Origin of the sequence: Ruegeria lacuscaerulensis, from assembly GCF_013034745.1 — a bacterium.
GTDB classification, from domain to species: domain Bacteria; phylum Pseudomonadota; class Alphaproteobacteria; order Rhodobacterales; family Rhodobacteraceae; genus Ruegeria; species Ruegeria lacuscaerulensis_B.
This window is the reverse complement of record NZ_WQGP01000005.1, coordinates 75615-89797: the sequence shown is the minus strand read 5'-3', so window position 1 is coordinate 89797 and position 14183 is coordinate 75615. Positions and strand designations below refer to the sequence as shown.

Annotated in this window: 14 protein-coding genes; 10 read left to right on the top strand and 4 right to left on the bottom strand. The window is 60.4% G+C overall.

Annotated elements, in window-relative coordinates; all coding sequences use genetic code 11:
- The first annotated feature begins 6 nt into the window (after positions 1 to 6).
- Together GOV79_RS11470 and GOV79_RS11465 are read left to right on the top strand one after the other, a co-directional pair.
- Positions 7 to 1029: a D-cysteine desulfhydrase family protein gene (locus GOV79_RS11470; RefSeq protein WP_237218011.1), complete on the top strand. Its 1023-nt coding sequence runs from the start codon at positions 7 to 9 to the stop codon at positions 1027 to 1029.
- Between the two features lie 38 nt (positions 1030 to 1067).
- Positions 1068 to 2030, top strand: a complete 963-nt coding sequence (locus tag GOV79_RS11465; RefSeq protein ID WP_170789876.1) for a TAXI family TRAP transporter solute-binding subunit — start codon at positions 1068 to 1070, stop codon at positions 2028 to 2030.
- Positions 2031 to 2076: 46 nt separating this feature from the next.
- Here the strand turns inward: GOV79_RS11465 and GOV79_RS11460 are convergent, their stop codons facing one another.
- The 4 genes from GOV79_RS11460 to GOV79_RS11445 form a co-directional block, all read right to left on the bottom strand.
- Complete coding sequence (locus GOV79_RS11460; protein WP_170789875.1) at positions 2077 to 3582, bottom strand: FAD-binding oxidoreductase; 1506 nt, start codon at positions 3580 to 3582, stop codon at positions 2077 to 2079.
- 138 nt (positions 3583 to 3720) lie between these two features.
- Positions 3721 to 4095: an MBL fold metallo-hydrolase gene (locus GOV79_RS11455; protein WP_170789874.1), complete on the bottom strand. Its 375-nt coding sequence runs from the start codon at positions 4093 to 4095 to the stop codon at positions 3721 to 3723.
- A gap of 52 nt (positions 4096 to 4147) precedes the next feature.
- Complete coding sequence (locus GOV79_RS11450; RefSeq protein WP_170789873.1) at positions 4148 to 4561, bottom strand: pentapeptide repeat-containing protein; 414 nt, start codon at positions 4559 to 4561, stop codon at positions 4148 to 4150.
- A gap of 95 nt (positions 4562 to 4656) precedes the next feature.
- On the bottom strand, positions 4657 to 5253 hold the full coding sequence (locus GOV79_RS11445; RefSeq protein ID WP_170789872.1) for a cytochrome P460 family protein: 597 nt from the start codon (positions 5251 to 5253) through the stop codon (positions 4657 to 4659).
- Positions 5254 to 5565: 312 nt separating this feature from the next.
- On the opposite strand from GOV79_RS11445, the gene bioB reads away from it, so the two are divergent.
- The 8 genes from bioB to GOV79_RS11405 all read left to right on the top strand — a co-directional run bounded on the left by bioB (position 5566) and on the right by GOV79_RS11405 (position 14181).
- Positions 5566 to 6546 (top strand): biotin synthase BioB, encoded by a 981-nt coding sequence (gene bioB / locus GOV79_RS11440; RefSeq protein WP_170789871.1) that lies wholly within the window; start codon positions 5566 to 5568, stop codon positions 6544 to 6546.
- On the top strand, positions 6543 to 7676 hold the full coding sequence (locus GOV79_RS11435) for an 8-amino-7-oxononanoate synthase (RefSeq protein WP_170789870.1): 1134 nt from the start codon (positions 6543 to 6545) through the stop codon (positions 7674 to 7676). Before bioB ends, GOV79_RS11435 begins: the two co-directional genes overlap by 4 nt.
- Positions 7673 to 8293: a dethiobiotin synthase gene (bioD, locus tag GOV79_RS11430; RefSeq protein WP_170789869.1), complete on the top strand. Its 621-nt coding sequence runs from the start codon at positions 7673 to 7675 to the stop codon at positions 8291 to 8293. Before GOV79_RS11435 ends, bioD begins: the two co-directional genes overlap by 4 nt.
- On the top strand, positions 8290 to 9576 hold the full coding sequence (bioA, locus tag GOV79_RS11425) for an adenosylmethionine--8-amino-7-oxononanoate transaminase (RefSeq protein WP_170789868.1): 1287 nt from the start codon (positions 8290 to 8292) through the stop codon (positions 9574 to 9576). Before bioD ends, bioA begins: the two co-directional genes overlap by 4 nt.
- Positions 9573 to 10187: a pimeloyl-ACP methyl esterase BioG family protein gene (locus GOV79_RS11420; RefSeq protein WP_170789867.1), complete on the top strand. Its 615-nt coding sequence runs from the start codon at positions 9573 to 9575 to the stop codon at positions 10185 to 10187. The genes bioA and GOV79_RS11420 overlap by 4 nt, the downstream gene beginning before the upstream one ends.
- Positions 10184 to 10942, top strand: coding sequence for a methyltransferase domain-containing protein (locus tag GOV79_RS11415; protein ID WP_170789866.1), 759 nt, complete (start codon positions 10184 to 10186; stop codon positions 10940 to 10942). The genes GOV79_RS11420 and GOV79_RS11415 overlap by 4 nt, the downstream gene beginning before the upstream one ends.
- Positions 10943 to 11412: 470 nt before the next feature.
- Positions 11413 to 13296 carry a DEAD/DEAH box helicase gene (locus GOV79_RS11410; RefSeq protein WP_170789865.1) on the top strand — a complete coding sequence of 628 codons (1884 nt, stop codon included), beginning with the start codon at positions 11413 to 11415 and terminating at the stop codon, positions 13294 to 13296.
- A 114-nt stretch (positions 13297 to 13410) separates the two neighbouring features.
- Positions 13411 to 14181 (top strand): hypothetical protein, encoded by a 771-nt coding sequence (locus GOV79_RS11405; RefSeq protein ID WP_170789864.1) that lies wholly within the window; start codon positions 13411 to 13413, stop codon positions 14179 to 14181.
- Positions 14182 to 14183 lie beyond the last annotated feature (2 nt).

Below are 14183 nucleotides of genomic sequence, written 5' to 3'. Positions count from 1 at the left end.
CACAGGATGACCATGCACATGCAGATTGACCGAAAACTGACCGAATTTCCCCGCATCCGGTTGATGACTGAGGTCACTCCGGTCGAGCGGATGAACCGGATGTCGGACCGGTTGGGCATCGACCTGTGGTTAAAGCGCGACGACCTGACCGGGTTGAGTTTTGGCGGCAACAAGACCCGGCAGCTTGAATTCTACTTTGGCGAAGCCCTGCATCAGAAGGCTGACACGGTTTTGATCACGGGCGCGGTGCAGTCCAATTTTGTGCGCACTGCCGCCGCCGCTGCGGCGCGGTTGGGTATGACGTCGGTGCTGCAACTGGAAGAACGCGTACCGGGGATGGGGCCGGCCTATTACCGCTCGGGCAATGTTCTGCTGGCGCAGATTCTGGGGGCCGAGCATATGCACTTTCCGGTAGGCGAGGACGAGGTCGGAGCGGACAATGCGTTGCACGATCACGCCGCGCGCCTGAGGGCCGAAGGGCGAACACCTTATGTCATTCATCTTGGCGTCGATCACCCACCGCTGGGGGCCTTGGGCTATGTGCAGGGCGGCGCGGAACTGGCCGATCAGATGGCGGAATTTGATGTGGCGGTGGTGCCTTCCGGCAGTGGCGCGACCCATGGAGGGTTCCTGACCGGGCTGCGCCTGTCAGGTCATGGCGCGCAAGTCTACGGCATCTGCGTCCGCCGCGACCAAACCCAGCAGAAGGCCCGGATGGAGAAAGTTCTTGGCAAGCTGGCAGCGTTGATGGGTTTTGACCCGGCTTTGGTGAAGGAAGACATCCACGTCTGGGACGGTGCGCTTGCCCCCGGCTATGGTCAAATTGGGGACCGGACCCGCACGGCACTGGAGCTTATGGCCCGGACCGAAGGCATATTTCTGGACCCGGTCTACACCGCCAAGACCTTTGCAGGGCTTTTGGGGCTTCTGGACAGCGGCGCGATCCGCAAGGGCCAGAAGGTCGTGATGCTGCACACGGGCGGTTTGCCTGCGCTGTTCGGCTATCAGGACCAGCTTGAACCAACCTGACCAAACGACACTCAAGACAATCTCAAAGGGAGGAAATTATGAATAAGAAACTGATTTTGGCGTCGACCCTGACGCTTGCGCTTGGCACCGTGGCCGCTGAGGCTGAAGAGTTCGTGACCATTGGAACTGGCGGCGTGACCGGCGTGTACTATCCGACCGGTGGCTCAATCTGCCGTCTGATGAACAAGAATCGCAAGGAAACCGGGGTGCGTTGCACGGTCGAATCCACCGGTGGCTCGGTCTATAACATCAATACGATCCGCGAGGGCGAACTGGAATTTGGCGTGGCCCAGTCCGACTGGCAGTTCCACGCGCTGAACGGCACCTCAAAATTTGAAGAGGCCGGGCCATTCGAAGAGTTGCGCGCGGTATTCTCGGTCCATGCCGAGCCGTTCAACGTGATGGTTCGCGCCGATTCCGGGATTGAGCATTTCGATGATCTGGCAGGCAAGCGGGTTAATATCGGCAATCCGGGATCGGGCCAGCGCGGCACGATGGAGGTGCTGATGGACGCCAAAGGGTGGACAAAGGATACGTTTGCACTGGCGGCCGAGCTGAAATCGGCGGAACAGTCCAGCGCCCTTTGCGACAACCAGATTGACGCGTTCATCATCACTGCGGGCCACCCGTCCGGCAACCTGACCGAAGCCGCGACGACCTGCGATGCCAAACTGGTTCCGGTGACCGGTGACGCCGTGACCGGGTTGATCGACAACAACGCCTATTACCGGGCAGCGACCATTCCCGGAGGCATGTATCGCGGCACCGACGGGGATGTGGACACGTTCGGGGTCGGCGCGACGCTTGTGACCTCGGCCAAGGTCTCGGAAGCGGCGGTCTATGCGCTGGTGTCGTCGATCTTTGAGAATTTCGACGACTTCCGTACGTTCCACCCGGCATTCGCAAATCTGACCAAAGAAGAAATGGTTTCAGCGGGCCTGTCCGCGCCCATTCATCCCGGAGCACTCAAATATTACCGCGAGCAGGGTCTGTTGAAATAACGAAAGCGCAATCACTTGCATATCTCAGGTGAGGCCCAGGAGGGCTTCACTTTGCTGCAGGACTGCCTGTGCCGGTTGTTTTAGGATCTTCCCGGTCGGGCGGATGCGTCGGGTTTTCGGCGAGAAGGCATCCAGGGTTCATGATGCCTTTAGGGTCGAGCGTGAATTTCAACTGAGCCAACAGGTCATGACGTGCAGGAAGAGTTTTTCGGAACCACCCGGCCTTGGTGCGGCCAATGCCATGCTCTGCTGAAAATGAGCCGCCGAGCTCTGTGACAATGTCAAATATGCGCGCTTCGATGGTCTTTCCGACGGCGCGCGCCTCTTCCTCGGACTTGGACTCCGGGGGTAGGGCATTAAAGTGAAGGTTGCCGTCGCCCAAATGGCCGTAGGTCTGCGGTATCCAGCCCGGAAACTCCTCAGCCAGCATGGTTTCGAGCGCGACCGCGGCTTGGGGCACATGCCCCAAGCGAACCGACACATCGCTGCGCACGTGGTAGCCGCGCTTGATCTGTCCTTCGACCAGCCCTTCGCGGATGGACCAGAACCGGGCGGCCTGAGATTGCGATTGCGCGATGACGGCGTCCTGCACCACCCCTTGCTCAAATGCTGAGGCCAGAAGTGCCTCCAGATGGTCTTGCAGCGGTAGGTCCATCGCGGATGAAAACGCGATCAGCACATGGACGGGCGCATCGACCGGCAGGATCATCGAGGGGTCAACGGATTGGGCCAATGGCATACAGCTTTGGGACATCACTTCAAAGGCCGACAGGACCTCGTGCCCGTTGCTGCGAATATGCCGCAGCAGGTCCAGCGCGCCCTGCATCGAGGTGCAGCCGGCATATGCGGTGGCGCTATGTGTCTGGCGGGGAAGAATGCGCAGGCAGGCACGGGTGACCACGCCAAATACCCCTTCGGCGCCGATAGCAAGCCGCAACGGGTCCGGCCCCCGGTTGTCTTTGTGCAATCCTGTGATCGACGATAGGATCTGCCCTTGGGGCAGCACCATTTCCAACCCCAGAACCTGAGCACCCATCATGCCGTGGCGCAGGACATTCACTCCGCCCGCATTCGTGGATATCAGCCCCCCGATCTGAGCGCTGCCCTGAGAGCCGATGGCAACACCGAACTGGAAACCCTGCTCGCCTAGGGTCGTTTGCACTGTTTCAAGGACGGCGCCCGCCTGCACCGTGCATGTCATGCCGTCGGCGTCGATCTCTTCGATTGCGGTCATGCGTTGGGTGGAAATCAGAATGCAATCGCCCCGATTGCGCTGCGCGCCCCCGACCAGACCGGTATGCCCCCCTTGCGGGATGATACCGATGCCTGTGGCGTGGCTGAGGGCACAGACCTGCGACACCTCGGCTGAAGTGGCGGGTTTGACAACGGCCAGGCATTGTCCGTGCCGGTCTCGGGTCCAGTCTCGGGTGTAGGTCTCGGAAATATCTGAACCGGTCAGGACGGCGGCTTCGCCCAGCGTCGCCCTAAGCGCAGACAGATACGAATGAGTTGTGGCCTGGTCGTGCGAATCTGTTGGGGCTGATGGTGTCATGTCGGACCTTTGTCACATCCGCCCCGCAAGTAAACCATTATCGGTCCCTGCGCGTTTGCCTTTTGCCATGGCGTCAGGATCAGCTGGCAAGGATGCTGTTGCGCGGAGCCAAAGGGAAGACGTGATCGAGGTAGCGGGTCAACATGCCAGCAATCCGCTCGGATTTGGCCATCCCCTGTTGGGCCAGTCCAAGGCCGCGGTTTCAATGAATGTCAAAGACTGTGCTGCGCTTGCGACAATTGCTTGTGGAAACTGTGGCCCCAGAAATTGCAGGCCCAGATAGTGGTCGGGATGCGGGTGCGTGATCACGATATGGGTCAAAGGTTTGCCGGTTTCGCGGACCAGACGCGCCAGATCCTGCGCCTCGCTCACGTTCAGATTTGCGTCGACCAACTCACAGCTCTGAGGGCCTTCGATCAGACAGGCACTGGCGAAAAAGCCGACCTCTGGGGTCGGGTGACGGTCGAGTTGCGGCGCATCGGCCTGCGCCGGACGGGCCAACGCCGACAGCATGGCGCAGCCCGCAATCCGCATCCATTAGCGGCGCGAAATCATGGCGGGCTGTTTAGTTGCAACTGCCAACGGACCCAACGGCGCATTGTCGCGCGTCGTTGAAATAGGCCCCGTCAAATCTGGTGCCTTCGAAATTGTTGCCCCTCAATTGGGCTTTGGTCATGAAGGCCCCGCGCAGGTCCGCGCCCGCGAAATTGACTTGTTGCAAATCCGCGCCAATCAGGATGGTGCCGGTCAGATCGGCATGGGACAGGTTGGTCCCGCGCAGCTTGGCTGCAGTCAGTTTTGCGCCGCTGAGGTTGGCGTGGCTGAGATCCAAGCCCGAGAAATCCTGATGCGCAAAATCACAGCCGTGCCAATCCACTCGCGGCGCTGGTTGGGCATCGCAGTGATCGACCGCAGTCCCCATCTGCGCCAGAGCGGGGCAGGCTGCAAAACAGGCGACGAGAATGAGCTTATGTGACACGTGAAAGTCCAGAGAGGTTTTTGGGGTGCGAATGTTTTGGCCACCTATTGGCCACCGCGCCGACCTGACGCGATGGCATTCAGAGGTCGATCCGCTTAGTTCGCGCTGAGGATCGCGTAAAAGCGGGTGAAATCCATATCCTCGTCCGCATTGTCGATATGGCACGAGGCGCAGGCCTCGATTGGGGCGGAGGCGGCGGTTTCGGCATAGGGTGGGGCATGGTGGCCAAAGTTGAAATAGCCCCAGTTGTTACTTTCCGCAAAGCGCGAGGAATCCTTGACCGCGATGTCGATGCCGTTGAACCCGGCCGGGAAATAACCCTGTCCCGACACCTCAAGCCGCGATCCGTCCGCTTCCTCGCCGGGTTGGGTCAGTTGCAGCTCTTTCAACAAGATAGTGCCTTCGGGAAATTCCCCGGTTTCCTTGTACTGAGCATAGGCCGTCGGATGCATGTAAACATTGTGGTATTCCGGGAACCCGGCCTGCCCGCCGTTTAGTGCGTTCGGCGTCAGGGGTGAGCCCAGGAACACCCATTCCCTGTAGCCTGTCGGTAGAACCAGTTGACCATCCTCGGTCCATTGAGGCTGCCAGTCGTCGGACACTTGCGCGTTGACCGATGTGCTGAACTGACTGATCCCAAGCGCTGCAACACCCATCGCTGCGCCCAATGTTAGGATTTTCAATACTCTCATGGCTGATGTCCTCTTGCTTGGAAGTTTTCGTCGCCCGGAAATTTGGGGCGGGTTTATGTGACACCAGCCTATCCAAGCCGGCCCGGCGTCAAATTGCGTATCATCCGGAAAAGATGCAGATCGTTCAGCCTCACGAGCTTATCAGCAAAAACAGCGGTGATTTGACTGCCCGTGCGCATATTGGACGCTCGCATTTTTACGATGCCCGCGTCCATTTGCCCTGACTTGGTTTGAGTGAAAAATATTGCAACCACAAAATTTATCGATAAAAAATGACCGAAATCTCGGGTTACACGAAAGATTATAGATAAAATGCAGACCCAACCAAACTCGTGGACACGTGACGCGGCTCAGGCGCTGTATGATCTGCCGCTGATGGATCTTCTGTTTCGCGCCCAGACAGTGCATCGCGCCAATTTCGATCCCAATAAGGTCCAGACCTCGAAACTGCTGTCGATCAAGACCGGAGGCTGCGCCGAGGACTGCGCCTATTGCTCGCAATCGGCGCGCAATGGGTCCAAGCTGTCGGCCTCGAAACTGATCGAGGTCGAGCGGGTTCTGTCCGAGGCCCGTAAGGCGAAAGAGGGCGGCGCGACCCGGTTCTGCATGGGGGCCGCGTGGCGCGAGCCCAAAGACCGCGACATGGCTGCGCTGGTTGCCATGGTCGAAGGCGTGCGCGACATGGGGATGGAATCCTGCATGACGCTTGGCATGCTGAGTGACACGCAGGTGGTGCAACTGCGTGATGCGGGGCTGGATTACTACAACCACAATATCGACACGTCCGAGCGTTATTATTCCGAAGTGATCACCACCCGGACCTTTGCCGACCGGATCGACACGATGAACCGGGTGCAAGAGGCGGGGATCAAGGTGTGTTCAGGTGGCATTCTGGGCATGGGCGAGGGCGTTCAGGACCGCATGGACATGCTGGTGACGCTGGCCAACATGGCGCCTGCGCCGGATTCGGTTCCGATCAACATGCTTATGCCGCAGCAGGATACACCGCTGGCCGATGCCAAGCCGATTGATCCGATTGACTTTGTGCGGGTGATCGCTGTGGCGCGGATCATGATGCCGCAATCCTATGTCCGCCTGTCTGCCGGGCGCAGCGACATGAGCGATGAGCTGCAGGCGATGTGTTTCTTTGCCGGTGCGAACTCGATCTTTGTGGGCGAAACGCTGCTGACGGCGGAAAACCCTGAGGAAGACACCGACGCGGTTCTTTTTGCCAAGCTGGGGCTTCAGGCCGAGGTCGCGGCGCAGGACAGCCGGGCTGACGCGGCCGAATGACGGTTACGGCGCGCTTGTCCTCGATGCTTGAGGTGCTGGACAACCGGCATCGTCGGCGGGTGTTGTCACCGCGCCGGGGGTTGGATTTCGCGTCGAACGACTATCTGGGGCTGGCTCAGTCACCCGAATTGGCCGAGTCCGCGCAGCACGCGCTGTCGCGCGGGGTGCCGTTGGGGTCGGGCGGGTCGCGCCTGTTGCGTGGCAACCATCCCGAGCACGAGGCTTTGGAGCAGTTCGCTGCCAGTTTTTTTGGGGCCGAGGCCGCGCTGTTCATGGGTGGCGGGTTTCAGGCCAATCAGGCCATCTTTTCCAGCCTCCCCGCCGCGGGGGATCTGATCCTGCATGACGCTTTGGTCCATGCCAGCGCGTTCGAAGGGATGCGCACCGGGCGTGCCGACACACGGGGCTTTGCTCATAATGACTTGGCCGATGCGCGCCGGGTTCTGACGCAATGGCGCACCGAGGGTGGTTCGGGTCAAGTTTGGGTTGCGGTCGAAAGTGTCTATTCGATGGAAGGCGATCTGGCCCCGTTGGTCGATTTCGCAACGCTGGCGCGGGACCACGATGCGGTGCTGGTGGTGGATGAGGCCCACGCAACGGGCGTCTTTGGTCCACAGGGCCGGGGGCTGGCGCATGGGCTGGACGCGGATGTGCTGACCTTGCACACCTGCGGCAAGGGTCTAGGTGTTGCGGGCGGATTGATCTGCGGTCCGCGTGTGATGATCGACACTTTGATAAATCGCGCGCGCCCGTTCATTTTTGCCACCGCCCCGTCGCCCTTTAATGCAGGCCTCGTGCGGGCCGCGCTTGAGCTGCTGAGCAACGACCCGATTTGGACGCAGCAGGCGCAGGACCGGATCGCGCATGCCCATTCGGTGGCGCATAGTGCTGGGATCGCGCCGCAAGCTCTGACCAGTCAGATTATCCCCGTTATTCTGGGTGATGACGCCAGCACCATGGCAATGGCGGCGCGCTTGCGGGAACAAGGTTTTGATATCCGCGGCATCCGCCCGCCGACCGTGCCGAAGGGCACGTCGCGGTTGCGAATCTCGATCACCGGGAATGTCACCAAATCCGAGATCAGCGCCTTGTTCGAAACACTGTCGCGCTACCGGAAGGAGGCCGCATGAGCACTCTGGTCGTCACCGGCACCGATACCGGTGTGGGCAAGACCGTCCTGTCCGCCGGGCTGGCCGCTGCCCTTGGGGCCAGCTATTGGAAGCCGGTCCAGTCCGGGTTGGAAGAGGCGACGGATACCGAAACCGTGCAGGCCCTGTCTGGCGCGCCGGTCTTGCCCGAGGCGTATCGGCTGAACCTGCCCGCCTCGCCGCATCTGTCGGCCGAGGATATGGGGGTTGAGATCGACCTTGAGCGACTGACTTTGCCTCAGGTTCCCGGCCCGTTGGTTGTGGAAGGGGCGGGTGGCGTGATGGTGCCTCTGACCCGGCAGCATTTCTTTCTGGACCTGTTTGCCCGTTGGCAGGCGCCGGTCGTTCTGGCGGCGCGCACGGCTTTGGGCACAATCAACCACACCGCGCTGTCCTTGCGCGCCTTGCGCGGCGCGGGTGTCGACGTGGTCGGCGTGGCATTCATCGGAGACGCCGAGCCGGATGTCGAACAGACTATTGTCGAGATGTGCGAGACGCGCCATCTGGGACGGCTGCCGGTTCTTAACACCGTGACGCGTGCCTCTGTGGCTGATGCGATGGCGGGGATGGACCTGACCACGATACGGGGTGCGCTTTGACCCCATTGGATTTTGACGCGCGCCACCTGTGGCATCCTTATACCAACGTGCTGGATCCGGGGCCTATGCACCTGATCTCTTCGGCTGAGGGCGTCTGGCTGACGCGCGAGGACGGCGGTAAGATGATCGACGCCATGTCATCTTGGTGGTGTGCGGTGCACGGCCATCGTCACCCGGCCATCATCGCAGCGATGCAGACGCAGTTGGATCACTTGCCCCATGTCATGTTCGGCGGCTTGACGCATACGCCCGCGATTGAGCTGGGCAAGCGGCTGATCGACATGCTGCCCGATGGATTGGACCGGATTTTCTACAGCGACAGCGGCTCGGTCGCGATCGAGGTCGCGTTGAAGATGGCTGTGCAGTACCAGATGGCCAAGGGTCATTCGGGCCGGACAGAATTTGCCACGATCCGGGGCGGGTATCACGGCGATACATGGAAAGCGATGAGCGTCTGCGATCCAGTCAATGGAATGCATGGGCTGTTCCGGGGGGCGATGTCGATCCAGCATTTCCTGCCCCGGCCCTCTGTGGCGTTGGGACAGGACTGGCCGGAGGATCCGGCGTTGAATGGGCTTGGCGCTCTGGAAGAGATGCTGGACCGTCAGGGCGACCGGATCGCCGCGTTGATCCTTGAGCCGGTGGTACAGGGTGCGGGCGGGATGTATTTCTATCACCCGTCCTGGCTGAAAGGCGCGCGCGAGCTGTGTTCGGCCCATGGGGTGTTGCTGATCTTTGATGAGATCGCCACCGGGTTTGGGCGGACGGGTCAGCTTTTTGCCATGCAGCATGCGGATGTGGTGTCGGATATCCTATGCGTGGGCAAGGCGCTGACCGGCGGTCATATCACTCTGGCCGCTACAATTGCGACCGAAGCCGTTGCGCGCGGGATTGGTGAAAGCGAGGCCAGCGTGTTGATGCACGGGCCGACCTATATGGCCAACCCGCTGGCGTGCGCGGCGGCCATCGCCAGCCTCGACCAACTGAAACAGCGTGACTGGCATCATGAGGTCAGCGCAATTGCCAAGCAGATGGAGCATGAGCTTGCGCCCGCGTGCGACATACCGGGCGTGGCTGATGTACGGGTTCTGGGCGCAATCGGCGTGATCGAGATGGAGCAACCGGTTGACCCTCGGATCGCGCATGCGCAAGCACCCGAAACTGGTGTCTGGCTGCGGCCCTTCGCGCGCAATATCTATTGTATGCCGCCTTTCGTGATCTCGGGCGATGAGTTGAGCCGGGTGACGGCGGCGATGGTTAATCTGGCGCGGGGCGAGGCATGAAGGCGGTTTGGCTGTCCCGCTCTGGTGTTGAAAACCTGACACTAGTGTTCGGTGGTTGGGCGCTGGGGCCTGCCCCGTTTGCCGGGCTGGAGGGCGGCGGGGACGTCCTGTTTGTCGACGACTATACCCAGCTTGATGCTGAACTGCCCGAACTGGCCGATTATGATCGGCTCGATGTGCTGGCGTTTTCCTTCGGTGTCGCCTCGGCTGTGCACTGGTTAGAGGGGGCGGGGGTCAACCCGGATCGTCTGGTTGCGGTCAGCGGCACCTTGTTTCCTGCGGATGTGGAAAAAGGCATCGCGCCGGACATGATCAACGCCACTGCCGACAATCTGAGCGCGGCTAGCTTTGCCAAGTTCTGCCGCCGCGCCGGGTTCGAAGGACCAGCACCGCAGATTGACATCCATGCGGCGCAAGCGGAACTGCGTGCGATCCTTCAGCGCGGCCCCGCTCTGGCGCGTCGGTTTGACCGAGTGTGGATTCCGCACCAAGACCGGATCATCCCCACCAAGGCGCAAGAGGCGGCGTGGCAGACCTCAACCATTCGGCGCATTGACGGCCCGCATGTTCCGTTTCGAGCGGGTCAAAGCTGGGCAGAGTGGTTGGCATGAACACATTGATCACAGACCGGGTACAACGCAGTTTTAGCCGCAGTTTTGGCAGCTATCATGCGGCGGCGGGTCTGCAAGCGCAGATCGCCGCAGACTTGGCCGACGCGTTGCACGCCCACGACGCGCCTGCGCAGTTTGACCATGGGCTGGAGTTGGGCTGCGGTACCGGACATCTGACCCATGAGTTACAGGCCAGGTTCCGGTTTCAGGCTCTGACGCTCAATGACCTTGCGCCCGAGGCCGCAGCAACCGCGACCGCTGCAAAGGCGCGGTTTGTATGTGGCGATGCGGAACGGATTGCTTGGCCGCAGCGGCCCGATCTGATCTGCTCGGCGTCGATGATCCAGTGGTTGCACGATCCGGCGGCCCTGATGCGGCGCATGTCGCGTGCGCTGGCACCCGGTGGTTGGCTGGCAGTTTCGGGCTTTGGGCCACGGCAGTTTCACGAGTTGACGCAGATCGGGTCATCCGCCGAAGCGCCGGGCCTGAGTCGCCCCGAGGATCTGAGCGCGGCCATTTGCGATGAGTTGGAAGTGATGGTGGCAGACGAGGATATTCGGACCATTCGGTTTGCCTCACCCCACGACCTGTTGCGCCATTTGCGCAGCACTGGGGTGAACGGCCGTGCCCGCGCGGTTTGGACCCGCTCGGATTTGCGGCGGTTCTCGGACGCGTATGTCGCGCGCCATGGCTGCGGCGGCACCGTGCCGCTGACCTATCACCCTATCTGGATCATCGCCCGCAAGCCGGACTGATCGCCCACCGGGATCACAGCGCTGTCACACAGGATTGACCCGTTGGTTACGCGCCTCCGTGCTAGGCAGGACAGGCGCGCGTGTTTCCACCTGAATCTTCCGAACACAAAGGTCCCCAAATGATCAGAGCCGTCCTCATCTCCGCCAGCTTGCTACTCATCGCCGCCTGCGACAGCGGCCCAAGTGGCGGCAGCGCTGAAAATCAAACTCAGGACTTCGAAGAGAGCTTCCGCAATCGCGGCAGCTGATGCCTAATGGCTGGGCCAGGTGGTTTCGGCCCAGCTTTTCCTGACCGTCTGTCCAAGACGGGATAGGGCATTCTGGTCGGTTTGCTTCCTGCGCGCGGCAGGTATGCGTGCCTCATTTCCGCTCTATACATCCCCGTCGTCTCTCGCTATGAGCGGCGCTTCGACGATGATCCGTGTGTTGGACGCTCTGAGGGTGACAGCATCACCAGAGCGAGCCGATCTATGAAACAGACATTGCAGGATGCGCTCACGCGCAAAGGATATGAAACGCTGACCCCGGTACAGCAGGCCGTGACCGCGCCCGAATTGCAGGGGCGCGACCTGTTGGTTTCCGCGCAGACGGGTTCGGGTAAGACCATCGGGTTCGGATTGGCCATCGCGCCCACGCTTTTGGGTGAGGGCGATGACTTTGACGCGGCCGCAGCACCTTTGGCGCTGGTGATTGCGCCCACGCGCGAGCTGGCGATGCAGGTAAAGCGCGAGCTGGCGTGGCTTTATGCTGAAGCGGGGGCGTTTCTTGCCTCTTGCGTGGGCGGAATGGATATGCGCGACGAACGCCGCGCCTTGGCCCGAGGCGCGCATATCGTTGTCGCAACGCCGGGCCGGTTGCGCGATCATATCATGCGCGGTTCGATCGATCTGACTGATGTGCGGGCGGTGGTGCTGGACGAAGCTGACGAGATGCTGGATCTGGGCTTCCGCGAGGATCTGGAGTTCATTTTGGAACAAACGCCCGAGACGCGTCAGACGCTGCTGTTTTCGGCCACGGTGCCGCGCGCGATTGTCAGCCTTGCGGCGCGCTATCAACAGGATGCTGAACGGGTCAGCACGGTCAGCGAACGCACGCAGCACGCGGATATCGAATACCGTGCACTGAATGTGGCGCCGCGCGATGGCGAGAACGCAATCATCAACGTGTTGCGCTATTACGAAGCCCCGAACGCCATCGTCTTTTGCAACACACGCGCCATGGTCAGCCGTTTGACGGCACGCTTGTCCAACCGGGGGTTCCCGGTTGTCGCTCTGTCGGGTGAGTTGACGCAAAGCGAACGCTCTAACGCGCTGCAAGCGATGCGCGATGGCCGCGCCCGTGTTTGTGTGGCCACCGATGTCGCGGCGCGGGGGATCGACCTGCCGAACCTGGATCTGGTTGTTCACGCCGAACTGCCCAACAGCCATGAAACCCTGCTGCACCGCTCGGGCCGTACCGGGCGGGCAGGCCGCAAAGGGGTCAGTGCGCTGATCGTGCCCCCGGCGGCGTTCAAAAAGGCACAGCGCCTTTTGAAATTTGCCAAACTCACCGCCGAGTGGGGGTCTGCGCCCTCGGCTGAAGAGGTCAACGCGCAGGACTTGCAACGAATGTTTGCGTCCGACGACTGGCAGTCCGAGGTTCCCGAGACCGAGCGCGCCTCGGTCGAGCAACTGGTCGCGCGGTTCTCGTCAGAACAGCTGGCCGCGGCTTACGTTCGCCAATACACGCGCCAACATTCCGCGCCGGAAGAACTGAGCGAGGTCAACGCGGCAGCCAAACCCAGCGCTTCCTTTGGTCCCAGCGTTTGGTTTTCCCTGTCTGAGGGGCGCAATCAGCACGCCTCGCCGCGCTATGTTCTGCCGATGATCTGCAAGGCCGGGAACATCACGAAATCCGATATAGGCGCGATCCGCATTGCCGACGATGTGACCTATATCGAAATCCGCGAAAGCAGCGTGCCCGGTTTTATCGAAGCCATTGGGCCCGAGATGAAGGTCGAAGGAGCGAAAGAGATCGTTCGACTGGACACGGCCCCAGACCTGTCGCGACCCGCAAAACCGGGCCCCAAACGTGGGATGAAGGACAAGAAACGGGGAAAAACTGAGCGTCCGGAGCGTCTGGTCGAACCGCAACCGGCAAAGACGCGGAAGAAGGACACACCCAAACCTGCGGACAAGGGAAAAGCCGATCCCAAACCCAAGCGCAGCAAGGCCGGGGACGCCTGGGCAGGCAAGACACCGGATCGCCGCCCCAAAGGTCCTCCGCCGCCAAAAGGCAAGCCCAACAGCAAGAAGAACCGCGCGCGGGCCGCGGCGGCCAAGGGCGGCAATGCAGTTCCGAAACGCCGGACGTAAACTGGGGCGTTAATCGCGCTGCGAAGCCCCTTTGCAGAGGTCGTGCCTCGGTTCCGAGGCAGCCGCAGTCTGCTGCGCCGTACTCTCCCTGTGCGCGGCGATAGGGATGGACAATTGGCTGAAGCTCTAGGCAGCTTGCAAAAAACAATTGAGAGCGGGTCTGGGAAATTTATCAATGACGAACTAACAATCGTATTGGATCAGTCAGATAAGGCTGCTCTGTGTGTTACTTGGACACGAGTTTTTGTTATTAAGTATGACCCGTTAAAATTTAGACCATTTACCGCAGCAGAACTCTACGAAGCCCGATGGGAAACTCCCGATGATGCTGTGTTTGTCGAATTGGTGGATATGATACCTTTCCTGGAGGGGCAGAGAGACCAATGGTTATGGATCGGATTGATTAGGTCTCTAAATCCTGACATCAAAGGTTACATCGATGTTGTAACTTGGATTTTGGATCAGGATGACTGTGACGTTGCAGTTGCAATGTACGCTTATGGTTGCCTACAGGGACCATATGCTTGTGGTAGGCCGACATCCCGAGGAACCTCGTCTGAGTCAGAAGAACTGATCCCTCTTCGCGTGATTGAAGCACGAAATAAGTCTCGACCGTATACACAGAACAACCTCCTAATTGAGCAAAATGACTTTCAGCGCGGTGATCCAGATCAACTGCTTCAACAGAGTTTAGAATACGCTGACAAAATGCTTGAGAAAGCGAAGAAGGAGGCCGAAATCAAAGGCGAGACCTTGAGGGAGGAAGACTTTCCCAAGCCGCTTATTGCTCCCCCGGTAGAATTGCTGCAAACTCCGTTAACCGGACATCAAAGACGCGTCGACTACGTTATCGATGAGAACTACGCGGTTTTTGTGCCTGTTTGAAG

Excerpts from the sequence above, each read along its gene's own strand:
- GOV79_RS11470 (WP_237218011.1), top strand. The coding sequence starts at position 7 with ATGACCATGCACATGCAGATTGACCGAAAACTGACCGAATTTCCCCGC.
- GOV79_RS11465 (WP_170789876.1), top strand. The coding sequence starts at position 1,068 with ATGAATAAGAAACTGATTTTGGCGTCGACCCTGACGCTTGCGCTTGGC.
- GOV79_RS11460 (WP_170789875.1), bottom strand. The coding sequence starts at position 3,582 with ATGACACCATCAGCCCCAACAGATTCGCACGACCAGGCCACAACTCAT.
- GOV79_RS11455 (WP_170789874.1), bottom strand. The coding sequence starts at position 4,095 with ATGCTGTCGGCGTTGGCCCGTCCGGCGCAGGCCGATGCGCCGCAACTC.
- GOV79_RS11445 (WP_170789872.1), bottom strand. The coding sequence starts at position 5,253 with ATGAGAGTATTGAAAATCCTAACATTGGGCGCAGCGATGGGTGTTGCA.
- bioB (WP_170789871.1), top strand. The coding sequence starts at position 5,566 with ATGCAGACCCAACCAAACTCGTGGACACGTGACGCGGCTCAGGCGCTG.
- GOV79_RS11435 (WP_170789870.1), top strand. The coding sequence starts at position 6,543 with ATGACGGTTACGGCGCGCTTGTCCTCGATGCTTGAGGTGCTGGACAAC.
- bioD (WP_170789869.1), top strand. The coding sequence starts at position 7,673 with ATGAGCACTCTGGTCGTCACCGGCACCGATACCGGTGTGGGCAAGACC.
- GOV79_RS11420 (WP_170789867.1), top strand. The coding sequence starts at position 9,573 with ATGAAGGCGGTTTGGCTGTCCCGCTCTGGTGTTGAAAACCTGACACTA.
- GOV79_RS11415 (WP_170789866.1), top strand. The coding sequence starts at position 10,184 with ATGAACACATTGATCACAGACCGGGTACAACGCAGTTTTAGCCGCAGT.
- GOV79_RS11410 (WP_170789865.1), top strand. The coding sequence starts at position 11,413 with ATGAAACAGACATTGCAGGATGCGCTCACGCGCAAAGGATATGAAACG.